The sequence below is a fragment of the Leisingera sp. JC11 genome, from assembly GCF_040704725.1.
Classification (GTDB): domain Bacteria; phylum Pseudomonadota; class Alphaproteobacteria; order Rhodobacterales; family Rhodobacteraceae; genus Leisingera.
The window spans coordinates 1-14,082 of sequence record NZ_JBFCVS010000018.1; the positions used below are offsets into that span (position 1 = coordinate 1).

Here is a 14,082-nt window from a genome sequence, read left to right on the forward strand (position 1 = left end):
GCGGCGGGGCCGGTTCCGGCGGCGGCGGCGGCGGTGCTGGCGGCGGCGGTGGCGGCTCCGGCGGCGGCGGGGGCTGGGGCTGATACCCGGACCGCGCCATGACAGCTCTCCCCCCGAAATGTTCCGCTCTTGCAGCCGCACTGCTGGCTGTTACCCTGCTGCCGCCCGCGGCAGCACAGGCTGCCTTTGAAACCAGCGAACGGGGTGCCGCCCCGGAAACCGCCATCGTCATCGGCATTCAGGACTATGACCATGTCAGCGACCTGACCAATACCCGCAAGGACGCGGAGGCGATGGCAGATATGCTCAGGTCCTTCGGCTATACGGTCTATGAAGGCTACGACCTGGACAAACGGGGGTTCGAGGCGCTGCTGCGCCAGGCTGCGCTCAACATCCGTGATGGCAGCCAGGTGTTTTTCTACTACGCAGGCCATGGCATCCAGCTGGGACGGCGTAACTACCTTCTGACCAGCGATGCTGAACTCACCGGCATACACGACCTGCCATTCCAGTCAGTCACCCTAGACCGGGTGTCCGCCATTCTGGGCGGCAAGGCCGGCAGCCAGATCCTGATGCTGGATTCCTGCCGCGACAACCCGGTGCCGCAAGCCAAGCTCAACGCCGAAGTCGGCGCCCAGCTCTATGAGGCGCGCGAAGGCTTTGACGTGTTCCGCCCGCCGCTGAACACACTGGTGGCGTTTTCCACCTCTCCCGGCGCCACCGCGCTGGACGGCGAGCCGGGCAGCAACAGCCCCTATACCGCCTCTGTCGTGCGGCATTTCCCGGCCAGCCCTGACGAGGACGCGATGACCGTCCTCGCCGCCATCCGCAGCGATGTCTACAGCGCCACCGGCAACACCCAGGTGCCTTGGGAAAGCTCGACCCTGATGCAGAAGATCTATCTGCGCCCCGCCGAACGATCGCTGAACATTGCCGCGGCGGAACCGGACACCGCTCCGGAAGCCGCTCCTGCCAGCCTCGACCAGATCCCGGCGGAACTCTCTCTCAAGGTTCCGCTTGGCCGGGCACTGGAGTTGGCGCCGGAAATCAGCCCCTATGTCCAGGCCGGCACCAAGGTGTCGATTGTGGAAACCCCGTCTGCCGGGGTGACCTCGCTGCGGTCCGGCGAGGGCAGCACCCTCAGCCTCAGCTATGCGCCGAAACTCTCCGAGCTGCCCGCCCGCAAGGACGGCGGCCAGGTCCGCAAGGACCGGATGGTGCTGCGGCTTACCCAGGCGGACACGGTGCGTGATGTCACCGTGAACCTGGAGATGATTGCACGGCAATGCGATCTGGAGGCAGGCGACCTGCTGGACCCGCAGGGGGTCGGTTTGTTCCGCTATCCCAATGAGATCGACCTCAAGGCGGCCGAAACCGCCTGCCGCGAGGCAGTGGAGGCCGCGCCGGACATCGGCCGTCTGCACTATCAGCTGGGCCGGGCGCTGCAGGGTCAGGGCCGTCTGATGGAGGCCTACGAAGCCTTTGAAAAGGCAGCAGATCTTGGCCACATCCGCGCCTACAACGCAGTGGCCTACCTGCACGTCACGCCGAACGTGGACCGCGAAACCGTGCCGATCCCCTATAACCCGGACAAGGCCTTTTCCTTGTGGGACAAAGGGATCGACGCCGGCGACCCGTTCTCAATGCATGCCCGAGGCAAGCGCCTGCTGCGCAAGAACGGAACAGCGGAAGAAAAGCAGCGCGGCTTCGATCTCCTCAGCCGCGCGGTGGAGCTGGGCCACACCTATGCGCTGAATGAACTGGGCGTGTTCTTCCTGTGGAGCGGCGATGAACTGGCCCAGCCGGAGCGCGGGCTAACGTATCTGGAAGCCTCCGCCGGGCGCGGCGACATCTACGGCACGGCCAACCTTGGCTATGTCTACCGCGACGGCGGCGCCGGGAAGGCGGTGGATAAGGAGAAAGCCCGCGCGCTGTTTGCCGAGGCCGCGCAGCTGGGCCACCCGCATGCCCCGGGTGAGATCGGCCGGATGATCATGAACGGCGATCTGCCCGGCAGCGATGCCGCCGAGGCGCTGGAATGGTATGACATGGGCCTCGCCCGCGGCGATGCCTGGGGCGGTGCCAACGGCGCCTGGGTCGCGCTGAACCGGCTGCCAGACCGCATGCCGGCCCATGCCGCCGCGGTCCGGGCCGGCAAGGCGATGGCGCTGAATGACCCGGATGCCCGTGCCGCCGCGCGGGAGCTGCTGGCCGGCATGAACCAAATGGACATCGCCGCCGCCACCCAGTCTGTCCTGCGCGGGCTGGGATCCGGCATTGCCGTTGACGGCCAGTTCGGGCCGGCCTCCCGCCGGGAGCTGGCCGATTGGGCCCGCCAGGCAGGCCTGCCGGCAATCGTTCCAGAGGACGCAATCAGCCAGTTGCAGCTGGCTGCACAGGTTCATTTCGCGCTGAACCCGATCCGCCAGGACCTGTTCTGATGCCAAAGCGCCCGGAGAGATCCGGGCGCGCGGGCCTGATCAGGCCTCTTCTTCTTCGCTCTCCACATGCGCCACCCGGGCGCCTGCCTTGTTGGATGTGACCACCCCAAGCGACTTCAGCTTGCGGTGCAGCGCCGAGCGCTCCATGCCGACAAAAGACGCTGTGCGGCTGATATTGCCGCCAAAGCGGTTTATCTGGGTCAGCAGGTACTCGCGTTCGAACGCCTCCCGCGCTTCGCGAAGCGGCAGGGTGGCCAGCGCGCCGGACAGCACCACCCGCCCCTCTTCCTGCGGCTTCTCCTCCTCGCGCGGCAGATCCTTGGCCTCGATCGGGCCGCTGCCATCGCCCAGGATCAGCACCCGCTCCACCAGGTTCTTCAGCTGGCGCACGTTGCCCGGCCACAGCATGGTCTGCATCAGCGCCACGGCTTCCTCGGTCAGCTCCCGAAGCGGCAGGCCCTGGGCCTCGTTGAACTGGGCGATGAAATGGCCCGCCAGCAGCGGAATATCCTCGCGCCGGTCCGCCAGCGACGGTACAGCCACCGGCACCACGTTCAGCCGGTGATACAGCTCCTGCCGGAAAGTGCCGGCCTCGATCTCCGCATCCAGGTCCTTGTTGGTGGAGGACACCACCCGCAGGTCGACCCGGATCTTGTCCGAGCCGCCGACCCGCTGGAACTGCTGGTCCACCAGCACCCGCAGGATTTTGGACTGGGTGCCGAGCGGCATGTCTGCCACCTCGTCAAAAAACACCACGCCGCCATGCGCCTGTTCCAAAAGCCCCGGCTCGACCCCGCGTTCCGAAGATTCTCGGCCGAACAGCACCTCTTCCATCCGGTCAGGCTCGATGCTCGCGCAGTTCACTGTGATGAACGGCGCCGACGCCCGGTTCGAATTGGCGTGGATGTAGCGGGCGGCGATCTCCTTGCCGCTGCCGGCCGGGCCGGTCAGCATCACCCGGCCGTTGGACTTGGTCACCTTGTCCAGCTGGCCGATCAGAGTCCGGAACGCCGCCGAAGTGCCGATCATTTCCGCAGGCCCGGTGTCCTTGCGCTTGAGGTCCGTGTTCTCCCTGCGCAGGCGCGAGGTTTCCATCGCGCGGCGGATCACCACCATCAGCTGGTCGATGTTGAAGGGCTTCTCGATGAAGTCGTAGGCGCCCTGCTTGATCGCCGCGACCGCGATTTCGATGTTGCCGTGGCCGGAGATGATCACCACCGGAATATCCGGCGTGTCCCGCTTCACGGCCTTCAGGATGTCGATCCCGTCCATCTGACTGTCCTTCAGCCAGATATCCAGGATCATCAGTGCCGGCTGGGCCTCTTCCAGCCGGGCCATGCATTCGTCGGAACTGCCCGCCTTGCGGGTGGCATAGCCCTCGTCCTCCAGAATGTCCGAGACCAGTTCGCGGATGTCGCGCTCGTCATCTACAATCAGAATGTCACTCATGTCAGACCTGCTTTCACTGTGCTCTTGTTAGGCGCCGCCGCTTTCTTTGCCGCGGCGGGCAGGCGGATTACCGCCATTGCGCCGTTATGCGCGTGTCCCTCAAACACCGGGGCATCTTCCAGCGTCAGCGTGCCCCCGTGCTCCTCGATGATTTTCTTGACGATCGGCAGCCCCAGCCCTGTGCCCGCGTCCCGCGTGGTCACATAAGGCTCAAACAGCCGCGCCCGGTCCTCCGGCAGACCGATACCATTATCGGCGATCCGGACCTCATAGGCATTGCCTGCCTTTTGTGCCGACACCCGGATTTCCGGCACCAGCCCGTCCGGCGCGCCCTTTTGCTGCAGGCTTTCAATCGCTTCGCCCGCATTCTTGATCAGATTGGTCAAAGCCTGGCCAATCATGGTGGCATCCAGATCCGAGGGCATCTCCGCCTCTGGCAGATCCGCGTTGATCCGGACATCCGGCTGGCCCTGCTGCTGCAGGATCACCGCGTCCCGCACCAGTTTCACCAGATCCTCCTCGCGCCGCTCCGGTTCCGGCATGCGGGCGAATTTCGAAAACTCGTCGACGATCCTGCGCAGATCATTGGTCTGGCGCACGATGACATCGGTCATGGATTGCAGCTGGTCGCTGTTCTCCTCGCCCAGCTTGGGCGCGAACTTGCGCTTGATGCGCTCGGCGCTCAGCTGAATCGGGGTCAGCGGGTTCTTGATCTCATGCGCGATGCGGCGCGCCACATCGCCCCAGGCCGCCATCCGCTGAGCGCTGACCAGGTCGGTCACATCGTCAAAGGCCACCACATAGCCCTCCAGCCCGCCCTCGCCGGAGCGGCGCGGCGACATCCTGACCAGCAGGTTCTCAAGCTGTCCCTGGCGGGTCACCTTGATCTCTTCCTGCACCACCTCGGCGCCGGTCTCGATCAGCTCGGCAAACAGCGGCCCGAATTCCGGCACCGCAACGGCCAGCGCCAGCGATTGCTGGTCCTCCTGCCAGTCCAGCAGCCGTTCCGCGGAGCGGTTGACAAAAGTCACCCGCCCGTCCGCATCCAGGCCAACCACGCCGGAGGTCACCGAGGACAGCACCGAGTCGAACAGCCGCCGGCGGCGTTCAATCTGGCGGGTGTTGTCCAAGAGCCGCCCGTGCTGCGCCTTCAGCTCCCGTGTCATCTGGTTGAAGTACTGGCCCAGCTGGGAAATCTCGTCGCCACCGTCGTCAACCGGCACCTGAACGTCCAGATTGCCGGCGCCCACCCGCTGCGCCGCCACTGTCAGCCGCCCGACCGGGCGTGACAAACGCTCGGCAAACCACATCCCCAGCCACATCGCCGCCAGGATCAGGATCACCGCAAAGCCGATGTACAGAAGCGCAAATTCAAACAGCACCCGCCCCCGCTCGCTCTCAAGCTGCTGGTACAGATGCGCGGTTTCCTGGGTGTCATCCAGCAGGTTCAGAAGCTCGCCGTCAACATCGCGGCTGATATACAGGAAGCGGTCGACAAAGGCGTCCAGCCGCACCAGCGCGCGGAACTCGCTGTTGTCCCAATCCTCGATCAGCAGCAGCCCATCTTCCCGGGCCGCCCCGATCTGGCGGTCATCGGGCTTTTCGAAGTCGAATTCATAGGACCGCTCGCCGCGGGCGCGGATCAAACCCGCGCTGTCGACGATATAGGCCTCGCGCAAGCCCCGCTGGATCTGCAGCTGCCCCTGTGCCAGCACCAGCCGCAGTTCGGCGTCGTTGATGAAAAAACTGCGCGACCGGCTGCTGTCGAGGTAACGCGCCAGCGCGCGGGCATCCTCGGTCAGGTCGCCCTTTTGCTGCGACTGATAGGCCTCCGCCGCGTCCAGCGAGCTGCCGATCACCTGACGCACCCGTTGCGAAAACCAGCCTTCAAGCCCGACATTCACCGTCAGCACCGCAAAGACCGCAACAATGACAGTTGGGATCAGCGCCAGAAACCCGAAGGCCCCGATCAGCCGCAGGTGCAGCCGGGAGCCCGCTGATTTCGAGCGCCGCGCCGCAAACAGCCGAACGATCTGGTTCATCACCAGGGCTGCAATGGTCAGGATATAAACCAGGTCGGCCAGCAGGATCAGCCGCAGCGATCTGGACGAGGCGCCCTGCCCCAGCGGGCCGATGATCAGGAAAGTTGCCAAAGCCAGAACCGGACCCAGCAGGACCAGGCCGATGGTGCCGATATTGCGCGCCCGGCGGGTTCTCCGCCACCGGTCCAAGGCCGCAAACGGACCGTATGCCGCCCTCAGATGTGACTTATGCGCCACGTACTGCCCTCATCCTGATGTGCGACTCTTTGCGAGTCACCGCCATATCTCGTGGCCCTGCCTAGGAAATTCGCAGCAAGGCCACATTTCTGTGGCGATATTACATCAGTTTGCGGCGGCGTGTCACCTCAATATCCAGATCGGTGATCTTCTTACGCAGGGTATTCCGGTTGATCCCCAGCAAATCGGCGCATTTTGCCTGGTTGCCGCCGGTTGCGGCCAGGGCGATTTCGATCAGCGGCGTTTCCACCTCGCGCAGCAGCCGCATGTACAGGCCCGGCGGCGGCAGCATGTCGCCATGCAGGTCGAAATACCGCTGCAGATGGCGGCCCACAGCCTCCGACAGCTTCTCGTTGGCAAACCCTGCCGCCGCAGGCTGCGGCCCGGCTTGCGGCCCCAGAACAGCCTCGGCATCCGCCTTGGTGATCTCCTCGCTGCGCGAGGTCAGCGCCAGGCGGCGGACAGTGTTTTCAAGCTGCCGCACGTTGCCGGGCCAGGCAAAACGGCGCAGCACCTCGCGCGCTTCTTCGCTCAGCTCCCGGTGCGGCGCGCCCTCGTTCTCGGCCTTGATCAGGAAATGCTCCGCCAGCAGCGGTATATCCTCAACCCGCTCCCGCAGGGCCGGCACATGCAGCTCCGATCCGCAGATCCGGTAATACAGGTCCTGGCGCAGACCGCCGCCTTCCATCGCCGCCGCCAGATCCTTCTGGCTGGAGGCAATGAACCGCGGCGCGTGATCGCCCGGCACATCCATCATCCGCACCAGCCGCGCCTGCGCCTCCTCCGGCAGGTCCGCCAGCTCGTCGATCACCAGGGTGCCGCCCTTCACCTGCGCCAGCAGCCGGGACGGGCCTTCCAGCTCAATCAGCACGGCCGCATCCGCGTGCACAAAGGGCAAGGTTCGGCGGTCCGAAAAGTCATGAATAGCCTGCGCAATCAGCGACTTGCCGGTTCCGCTTTCCCCAGTGATCAAAAGCGGCAGATCGGTATTCATCACCCGCGCGATCAGCCGGTACAGCGCCTGCATCACTTCGCTGCGGCCAATCAGCGGCAACTCCTCCGGCCGCTCCTTGGTGTCCGGACGCGACGCCGGCGCCACCCGCTTGGCCGCCAGCGCCTTGGCGGTGCGCTTCATCAGCTCCGGCAGGTCAAAGGGTTTGGGCAGATAGTCATAGGCCTCCGCCTCCTCCGCCTTGATCGCCGTCATGATGGTGTTCTGCGCCGAGATCACGATCACCGGCAGCCCGGGGCGGTCGGCCTGGATCTTGGGCAGCATTTCCAGCCCGTTCCCGTCCGGCATCATCACATCCGAGATGACAACATCGCCCTTGCCCTCACCAACCCAACGCATCAGCGTCGTGAGTGAAGAGGTCGCATGCACCTTGCAGCCCGCGCGGGTCAGCGCCTGGGTCAGAACAGTGCGGATGGTGCGGTCGTCATCAGCGACCAGAACGGTGCCGTCCATGGATCAGCTCTCCTGCGGTATTGCATCGCGCGGCACGCGCGACAGCGACAGCCGGAACACCGTGCGCCCGGGAACCGAGCTCACCGATATCCAGCCATTGTGCTCCGAGACGATCTTGCTCACCAAAGCAAGGCCAAGCCCGGTGCCGTTTTCCCGGCCCGACACAAACGGGTCGAAAATGTCATCCTTGATCTTGTCCGGCAAACCAGGTCCGTCGTCGATGATCTCGATCTGAAGGGGCAGCAGCTTGCCGGTTCCATCGCTGCGGCGCAGCCGGAAGGAATGTTCATAGAAAGTGCGGATATGTATATTTCCGCCTTTCGGATCAGCCGCTTCCGAGGCGTTCCTCAACAGGTTCAGAACCACCTGCAACAGCTGGTCTGCATCGCCCCAGGCCATCGGCAGGGAGGGGTCGTATTCCTCGGTGATGTTCATATGGGCGCCGAACCCCAGCAGCGCGGACCGGCGCGCGCGGTCCAGCACATCGTGCAGGTTCACCGGCTTGAAGTCCGGCTCGGTCAGGTTGCCGAACTGCTCCACCTGCTCCAAGAGCTTCACGATGCGGCGGCTTTCGCTGACGATCAGGTCGGTCAGCTCCAGATCTTCCGGTCCCAGCCCCATGCTCAACAGTTGCGCCGCGCCGGTGATGCCCGCCAGCGGGTTCTTGATTTCATGCGCCAGCATCTCCGCCATGCCGATGGCAGAAGCCGCGGCGGATTTCGCGGAATGGGTCTGGGTCATCCGCCCCGCCAGCTCCCGCGGGGTGACCATCAGCAGCATCACACCGTCCTGCCCCTGCAAGGGCGCGATCTGCACCCCGCACTGCAGCGGCGCCCGGCTGCCGGAGCCGACGTCGATGTCGTTCACAAACAGCGGCGTGCCCTGCACCCTGGCGCGGGCAAAGGCCTCCTCGATCGGCGCGTCGATGGCCAGCGTGTCCCACACCGGCTGCCCCGTCAGCGCCTTGCGCGAGGTATTCAGGAACCCCTCGCCGGCCGCGTTCACATCGGCAATGTTGTCCCAGGCGTCGATCAGAAACGCAGGCACCGGCAAAGAGGCCCAGAGGGCGGCGCTGTCCATCATGCGGCTGCCTCCGGTCTTTGCGCGCTCAACGCCTCCGGCAGCAGGGCCAGCACTTCCGCCGGGTTCTTCTCTGTCAGCACTGCACGCCGCATGGCGGGGCCGGTTCCGGCCTCATCCATGTACCAGCCCAGATGCTTGCGCGCGACACGGACGCCAAGATCCTGCCCGTAGAAATCCAGCATTGCCCGGTAATGCTCTGAAACCATTTGAATAAACGCATCTCCTTGCGGAATCTCCGGCGCCGGTGTGCCCCACAGGTGATGCGCCACTTCTGCCAGCAGCCAGGGCTTTCCTTCGGCCCCGCGCCCGATCATCACGCCATCGGCACCGGACAGCTCCAGCGCCTGCCGCGCCGTCGCCGTATCAACGATGTCGCCATTGGCCAGCAGCGGCACATTCACCGCGTTCTTGACGGCCCGGATCGCCGCCCAATCGGCGGAACCCTTGTAGAACTGGCAGCGGGTACGGCCGTGGATCGTCACCATCTGCACCCCGGCCTCGCAGGCGCGGCGCGCCACGTCCGGCGCGTTCAGGCAATTGTCGTCCCAGCCCAACCGGGTCTTCAGCGTCACCGGCACATCCACGGCCCCCACCACCGCCTCTATCAGCTTCAGCGCGTGATCCGGCGTTTTCAGCAGGGCAGAGCCGGAGTAGCCATTGGTCACCTTCTTGGCGGGGCAGCCCATGTTGATGTCGATGATCCGCGCGCCCTGCCCGGCAACCTGTTTCGCAGCCTCCGAAATCCAGTACTCGTCGCGGCCAGCCAGCTGCACTGCGGTGTTCTCCACATCGGCGCTCAGCTCGGCGCGTTCGCGCACGCCGGGCTTGGCCTGCACCATCTCCTGGCTTGCCACCATCTCGCTCACCATCAGCCCCACGCCAAAGGAGCGGACCAGATCCCGGAACGGCCGGTCGGTGATTCCCGCCATCGGCGCCAGGGCGATGGGCGGGGACATGGAAGTGGTTCCAAGCGTGAAGGACAACTGCCTAATCCTTGTGCAACTGAGAGGTTTTTACCCGAAGCTTCTGCTATGCAGCAATGAATTGCGCCTCTGCAAGCCGCTCCCGCACTTCATTTGCCTATTTTTTAATCACATTCCGCCGGGTGATTGCCACTTCCCGCGCCACCTCATAAACAATGCGGGAACTTCCGGACGAGGACTGCATGACCACAGCTGCCCTGATCGTCGCCGCCGGCCGCGGCACCCGCGCAGGCGGCGGCACGCCCAAGCAATGGCGCCCGCTGAAGGGCCGCCGGGTGATCGACTGGACGCTGGAAGCCTTTGCGAATGCGGGTGTGGACCTCACGGTGCTGGTACTGTCTCCGGATGACACCGCCGCCTGGGAGGAATTCTCGGGCCGCCCTGGACTGATCCTCGCCGAAGGCGGCGCTGAACGGGCAGCCTCGGTCCTGAACGGGCTGAGGGCGCTGGAGCCGCAGGGCGTGGACAAGGTTCTGATCCACGACGCTGCCCGCCCCTGTGTCAGCGCGGAGCTGATCCGCCGCATTCTCAATGGCTTGGACAACGGACCTGCCGCGGCCCCAGCGCTCGCGGTGACCGACGCGCTATGGACCGGCGCGGAGGGCTCCGTCACCGGCACCCAGGACCGCAGCGGACTGTTCGCCGCGCAAACGCCGCAGGGGTTCCGCTATCAGGACATTCTGACGGCACACTTCGCCCATCCGGGCGGAGCGGCGGATGATGTGGAGGTTGCGCGCGCTGCAGGGCTTGACGTCCGCATTATTCCGGGCGAGCCGGACAACATCAAAATCACCCGCCCCGAGGATTTCACCCGGGCGGAACGCATTCTGGGAGCAGACATGGATATCAGGCTTGGCAACGGCTACGACGTGCACCGGTTCGGCCCCGGCGACAGCGTGATCCTATGCGGGGTAGAGATTCCGCATGAAAAGACCCTGCAAGGCCATTCCGATGCCGATGTCGGAATGCATGCCGTCACTGACGCTATCTATGGCGCCCTGGCGCAGGGCGACATCGGCCAGCATTTCCCGCCGTCCGATCCGCAATGGAAAGGCGCCGCCAGCGAGATCTTCCTGCGCCACGCCGCCAATCTGGCGCGCGAGATGGGCTTCACTCTCTCCAATGTCGACTGCACCCTGGTCTGCGAATACCCCAAGGTCGGCCCGCACGCTGCCAAGATGCGCGAAGTGATGGCTGAGATCCTCGGTATCAGCGCAGACCGCGTCTCGATCAAGGCCACCACCTCCGAACGCCTCGGCTTCACCGGCCGCGGCGAGGGCATCGCCGCCATCGCCACCGCAGCGCTGGTGAAACCATGAAGAGATCGCGTCTGGCCTTCCTGATCGGCACCGTGGGCGGCATCGGCTACCTGCGCCCTGCCCCCGGCACCTGGGGCTCGCTTGCGGCCCTGCCCATGGCCTATGTGCTTCACCAGCTGGGCGGGTTCCTGCTTCTGGCGCTGGCGACCGTGATCTGCATGATCGTGGGCGTCTGGGCGGCGGAAGCGATGACCCGCAACCGCGAGAACATGGACCCGTCGGAATTTGTCCTGGACGAGGTCGCGGGCCAGTTCACCGCGCTCTGGGCCGTGTCCTATCCGGCCTGGGCCCATGATATCGAGATCACCGCGCTGTGGCCGGGCTGGATTGCCGCCTTTGTGCTGTTCCGCCTGTTCGACGTCTGGAAACCCGGCCCCGTCGGCTGGGCCGACCGCCAGAAGGGCGCAACCGGGGTGATGATGGACGACGTGATCGCCGGAATCATGGCCGCCATCGGTGTTGCCGCGCTGGCCTTCCTGTCCCACAGCGTATTGGGAATGTGAGCATGAACACGGGTAATCTGATCAGACGCGCAACGGACGCAGGCATCACCATCGCCACCGCCGAAAGCTGCACCGGCGGCATGATCGCCGCGGCGCTGACGGACATTCCAGGCTCCTCCGCCGTGGTCGACCGGGGCTTTGTCACCTATTCCAACGCCGCCAAGATGCAAATGCTGGGCGTCAAGGCGGAAACACTGGACGCCGTCGGCGCGGTCAGCGAGGAAGTCGCCGCGGAAATGGCCGAAGGCGCGGTGCGGAACGCTGGCGTCAGCCTGGCCGTCTCCGTCACCGGCATTGCCGGCCCCGGCGGATCCGAGTTCAAGCCCGAAGGCCGCGTCTGCTTTGGCCTGGCCCGCGCAGGCCTGCCCGCCAGGACGGAAACCGTGGAATTCGGCGCCATCGGCCGCGCCAATGTCCGCGCCGCCACCCGCGATCACGCGCTGGAACTGCTGGCGCAGGCCATTTCCCAAATCGAACGCGAAACGGGCAGCTGACCCGCTGCGGCGCTCAATTTTTCAGCACTTGCAAAAAAGCCCCGTTTTTGTGCGCCTTCCGCACCTCTGCCGCTTTTTACTGCGCAGGCTTTCCGCTTTCTCCTGATCCAACCGGTTTTTGAGGGGAAGGAACAATCGGATGAACGGAGCGGATACCGCATGGATCATTGTGGCCACGGCCCTGGTCCTCTTCATGACACTGCCAGGGCTGGCCCTGTTCTACGGCGGGCTTGTGCGTGCCCGCAATGTGCTCAGCGTCTTCATGCATTGCTACGCCATTGCCTGTTTGATGAGCGTTCTGTGGCTGGTGTTCGGCTACTCAATTGCCTTCGGCAGCGGCACCAGCGGCTATTGGGGCGGGCTGGACAAGATGTTCCTGAGCGGTGTCACCGCCGACAGCCTGTCGGGCACCCTGCCCGAGGTTCTGTTCTTTGCCTTCCAGATGACCTTTGCCATCATCACGCCCGCGCTGATCGTCGGCGCCTATGTGGAGCGGGTGGGCTTCGGCTTCGTGCTGGTGTTCTCCGGCCTCTGGATGCTGTTGTGCTACGCGCCAGTGGTGCACTGGATCTGGGGCGGCGGCTTCCTGGCTGATGGCGGCATCTTCGGTGAAACAGGTGTGAAGGATTTTGCCGGCGGCATCGTCGTGCATGAAACCGCAGGCCTGGCCGCGCTGATCATCGCCTTTTTCCTGGGCCCGCGCAAAAACCGCAGCATCCCGCCGCACAACCCCGGCTATGTGATGATCGGCGCCGCGATGCTGTGGGTCGGCTGGTTCGGCTTCAACGGCGGTTCGCAGCTGGCGGCTGACGGCGGCGCGGCGATGGCGCTGACCGTGACCCATATCTCCGCCGCCACCGCCTCCCTCTCCTGGGCGCTGTGGGAAAAAATCAAATACGGCAAGGCCTCGCTCGTGGGCCTGGTGACCGGCACCATTGCTGGCCTCGCCTCGATCACCCCGGCCTCCGGCTTTGTCGGCCCGGTGGAAGCGCTGATCATCGGTGCTGTTGCCGGCGTGCTGTGCCAGGAGGCGGTCAACCTGATCCGCAACAAGATGCAGATCGACGACACCCTCGACGTCTTTGCCGTGCACGGCGTCGGCGGCATCTTCGGCACCATCATGATCGCCGTCTTCGGCGCCGGCGCCTGGGCCGCACAGCTGGGCGCGCTGGCCATCGTCGGCATCTTCACCGTGGTTGTGACCATCGTGCTGGTGAAAGTCACCGCCGCGATCACGTCGCTGCGCGTGGATCTTGAAAGCGAGACCAACGGCCTCGATCTCTCAGTTCACGGTGAGCGCGCATACGACATGAACAGCTGACACCGGCTATGACGAATGCCACCACTCACGGCAGACGGTGCGTATTTTGCACCGGACGGGTCCCTTCGGGGACCCGTTTTCGTTTCAGGTCAAAGGGGTAAGCAGCAAGGCCTGTTCCAGCGCGTTGCAGCGCGCGCCGACCCGGCCCGCAGCCGCGCGCTCTTCGATCAGGGTGATGCCGTGGCTGTCCTGATACAGCGCCCGCACAGCTGATCCCGGCACCGAAAACGGCGGACCGTCCATCAGGGACTGGTCGTAATCAAACCCGATCAGGAGCTGCCTGGCAGTCCCGGTGATCCGGTTCAGATGCGCGGCATAGGCCTGCCGGTCCTGTGGCTTCACCGCAACCAGCGCCGCCCGGTCATAAACCGCATCAACCTTATCGAGATGCGCTGGGGAAAGGGCAAAGAAATCGCCTGCGTACAGGGTCAGATCGCCCGACTGAAAGCGGGTTAGCCCATCTGCTTGCGTGACTTCCGGGGTCAGCCCTAGCCGTGCAAACACTTCCTCCACCGCGCCCTGATGGAACTCCACGCCGGTCACACACAGCCCCAGTGACAGCAGCCAGTCCAGATCCAGCGCCTTGCCGCAGAGCGGAACAAACACGGATTGGCCCGCCTCCAGATCAAGCAAGGGAAAATGCCGCGTCAGCAAGGTGTTGGGCGCCGCTTCGTGAAACCCGATCCGGTTCTCGCGCCAGCGCGCCTGCCAGAATTCCTGCTCCATAACGGCTTCCCCTTCCGTC

At 64.9% G+C, this 14,082-nt stretch carries 11 protein-coding genes; 5 read left to right on the forward strand and 6 right to left on the reverse strand.

Going from position 1 to position 14,082, the window contains the following annotated elements; translation table 11 throughout:
• Positions 1 to 98 precede the first annotated feature (98 nt).
• Complete coding sequence (locus AB1A62_RS17420) at positions 99 to 2,441, forward strand: caspase family protein (RefSeq protein ID WP_366662741.1); 2,343 nt, start codon at positions 99 to 101, stop codon at positions 2,439 to 2,441.
• Positions 2,442 to 2,480: 39 nt separating this feature from the next.
• On the opposite strand, the gene AB1A62_RS17425 is transcribed toward AB1A62_RS17420, so the two are convergent.
• The 5 genes from AB1A62_RS17425 to dusB all read right to left on the reverse strand — a co-directional run bounded on the left by AB1A62_RS17425 (position 2,481) and on the right by dusB (position 9,700).
• On the reverse strand, positions 2,481 to 3,890 hold the full coding sequence (locus tag AB1A62_RS17425) for a sigma-54 dependent transcriptional regulator (RefSeq protein WP_366662742.1): 1,410 nt from the start codon (positions 3,888 to 3,890) through the stop codon (positions 2,481 to 2,483).
• Positions 3,887 to 6,169 (reverse strand): PAS domain-containing sensor histidine kinase, encoded by a 2,283-nt coding sequence (locus AB1A62_RS17430; protein ID WP_366662743.1) that lies wholly within the window; start codon positions 6,167 to 6,169, stop codon positions 3,887 to 3,889. The genes AB1A62_RS17425 and AB1A62_RS17430 overlap by 4 nt, the downstream gene beginning before the upstream one ends.
• Positions 6,170 to 6,269: 100 nt before the next feature.
• Positions 6,270 to 7,634: a response regulator gene (locus tag AB1A62_RS17435; RefSeq protein ID WP_366662744.1), complete on the reverse strand. Its 1,365-nt coding sequence runs from the start codon at positions 7,632 to 7,634 to the stop codon at positions 6,270 to 6,272.
• 3 nt (positions 7,635 to 7,637) lie between these two features.
• Positions 7,638 to 8,717, reverse strand: coding sequence for an ATP-binding protein (locus tag AB1A62_RS17440; protein WP_366662745.1), 1,080 nt, complete (start codon positions 8,715 to 8,717; stop codon positions 7,638 to 7,640).
• A complete protein-coding gene (dusB, locus tag AB1A62_RS17445) occupies positions 8,714 to 9,700 on the reverse strand; it encodes a tRNA dihydrouridine synthase DusB (protein WP_366662746.1) in 987 nt (328 codons plus the stop codon). Before dusB ends, AB1A62_RS17440 begins: the two co-directional genes overlap by 4 nt.
• Positions 9,701 to 9,882: 182 nt before the next feature.
• Between dusB and AB1A62_RS17450 the strand changes: the two genes are divergently transcribed.
• The 4 genes from AB1A62_RS17450 to AB1A62_RS17465 all read left to right on the forward strand — a co-directional run bounded on the left by AB1A62_RS17450 (position 9,883) and on the right by AB1A62_RS17465 (position 13,337).
• On the forward strand, positions 9,883 to 11,019 hold the full coding sequence (locus AB1A62_RS17450) for a bifunctional 2-C-methyl-D-erythritol 4-phosphate cytidylyltransferase/2-C-methyl-D-erythritol 2,4-cyclodiphosphate synthase (RefSeq protein WP_366662747.1): 1,137 nt from the start codon (positions 9,883 to 9,885) through the stop codon (positions 11,017 to 11,019).
• A complete protein-coding gene (locus tag AB1A62_RS17455) occupies positions 11,016 to 11,522 on the forward strand; it encodes a phosphatidylglycerophosphatase A (protein WP_366662748.1) in 507 nt (168 codons plus the stop codon). Before AB1A62_RS17450 ends, AB1A62_RS17455 begins: the two co-directional genes overlap by 4 nt.
• Before the next feature lie 2 nt (positions 11,523 to 11,524).
• Positions 11,525 to 12,016 carry a CinA family protein gene (locus AB1A62_RS17460; RefSeq protein ID WP_366662749.1) on the forward strand — a complete coding sequence of 164 codons (492 nt, stop codon included), beginning with the start codon at positions 11,525 to 11,527 and terminating at the stop codon, positions 12,014 to 12,016.
• Positions 12,017 to 12,155: 139 nt separating this feature from the next.
• Positions 12,156 to 13,337: an ammonium transporter gene (locus AB1A62_RS17465; protein WP_366662750.1), complete on the forward strand. Its 1,182-nt coding sequence runs from the start codon at positions 12,156 to 12,158 to the stop codon at positions 13,335 to 13,337.
• An 84-nt stretch (positions 13,338 to 13,421) separates the two neighbouring features.
• Here the strand turns inward: AB1A62_RS17465 and AB1A62_RS17470 are convergent, their stop codons facing one another.
• Positions 13,422 to 14,063 carry a thiopurine S-methyltransferase gene (locus AB1A62_RS17470; RefSeq protein WP_366662751.1) on the reverse strand — a complete coding sequence of 214 codons (642 nt, stop codon included), beginning with the start codon at positions 14,061 to 14,063 and terminating at the stop codon, positions 13,422 to 13,424.
• Positions 14,064 to 14,082: the final 19 nt, after the last annotated feature.

Excerpts from the sequence above, each read along its gene's own strand:
- AB1A62_RS17425 (WP_366662742.1), bottom strand. The coding sequence starts at position 3,890 with ATGAGTGACATTCTGATTGTAGATGACGAGCGCGACATCCGCGAACTG.
- AB1A62_RS17420 (WP_366662741.1), top strand. The coding sequence starts at position 99 with ATGACAGCTCTCCCCCCGAAATGTTCCGCTCTTGCAGCCGCACTGCTG.
- AB1A62_RS17465 (WP_366662750.1), top strand. The coding sequence starts at position 12,156 with ATGAACGGAGCGGATACCGCATGGATCATTGTGGCCACGGCCCTGGTC.
- AB1A62_RS17440 (WP_366662745.1), bottom strand. The coding sequence starts at position 8,717 with ATGATGGACAGCGCCGCCCTCTGGGCCTCTTTGCCGGTGCCTGCGTTT.
- AB1A62_RS17460 (WP_366662749.1), top strand. The coding sequence starts at position 11,525 with ATGAACACGGGTAATCTGATCAGACGCGCAACGGACGCAGGCATCACC.
- AB1A62_RS17470 (WP_366662751.1), bottom strand. The coding sequence starts at position 14,063 with ATGGAGCAGGAATTCTGGCAGGCGCGCTGGCGCGAGAACCGGATCGGG.
- AB1A62_RS17435 (WP_366662744.1), bottom strand. The coding sequence starts at position 7,634 with ATGGACGGCACCGTTCTGGTCGCTGATGACGACCGCACCATCCGCACT.
- AB1A62_RS17450 (WP_366662747.1), top strand. The coding sequence starts at position 9,883 with ATGACCACAGCTGCCCTGATCGTCGCCGCCGGCCGCGGCACCCGCGCA.
- AB1A62_RS17455 (WP_366662748.1), top strand. The coding sequence starts at position 11,016 with ATGAAGAGATCGCGTCTGGCCTTCCTGATCGGCACCGTGGGCGGCATC.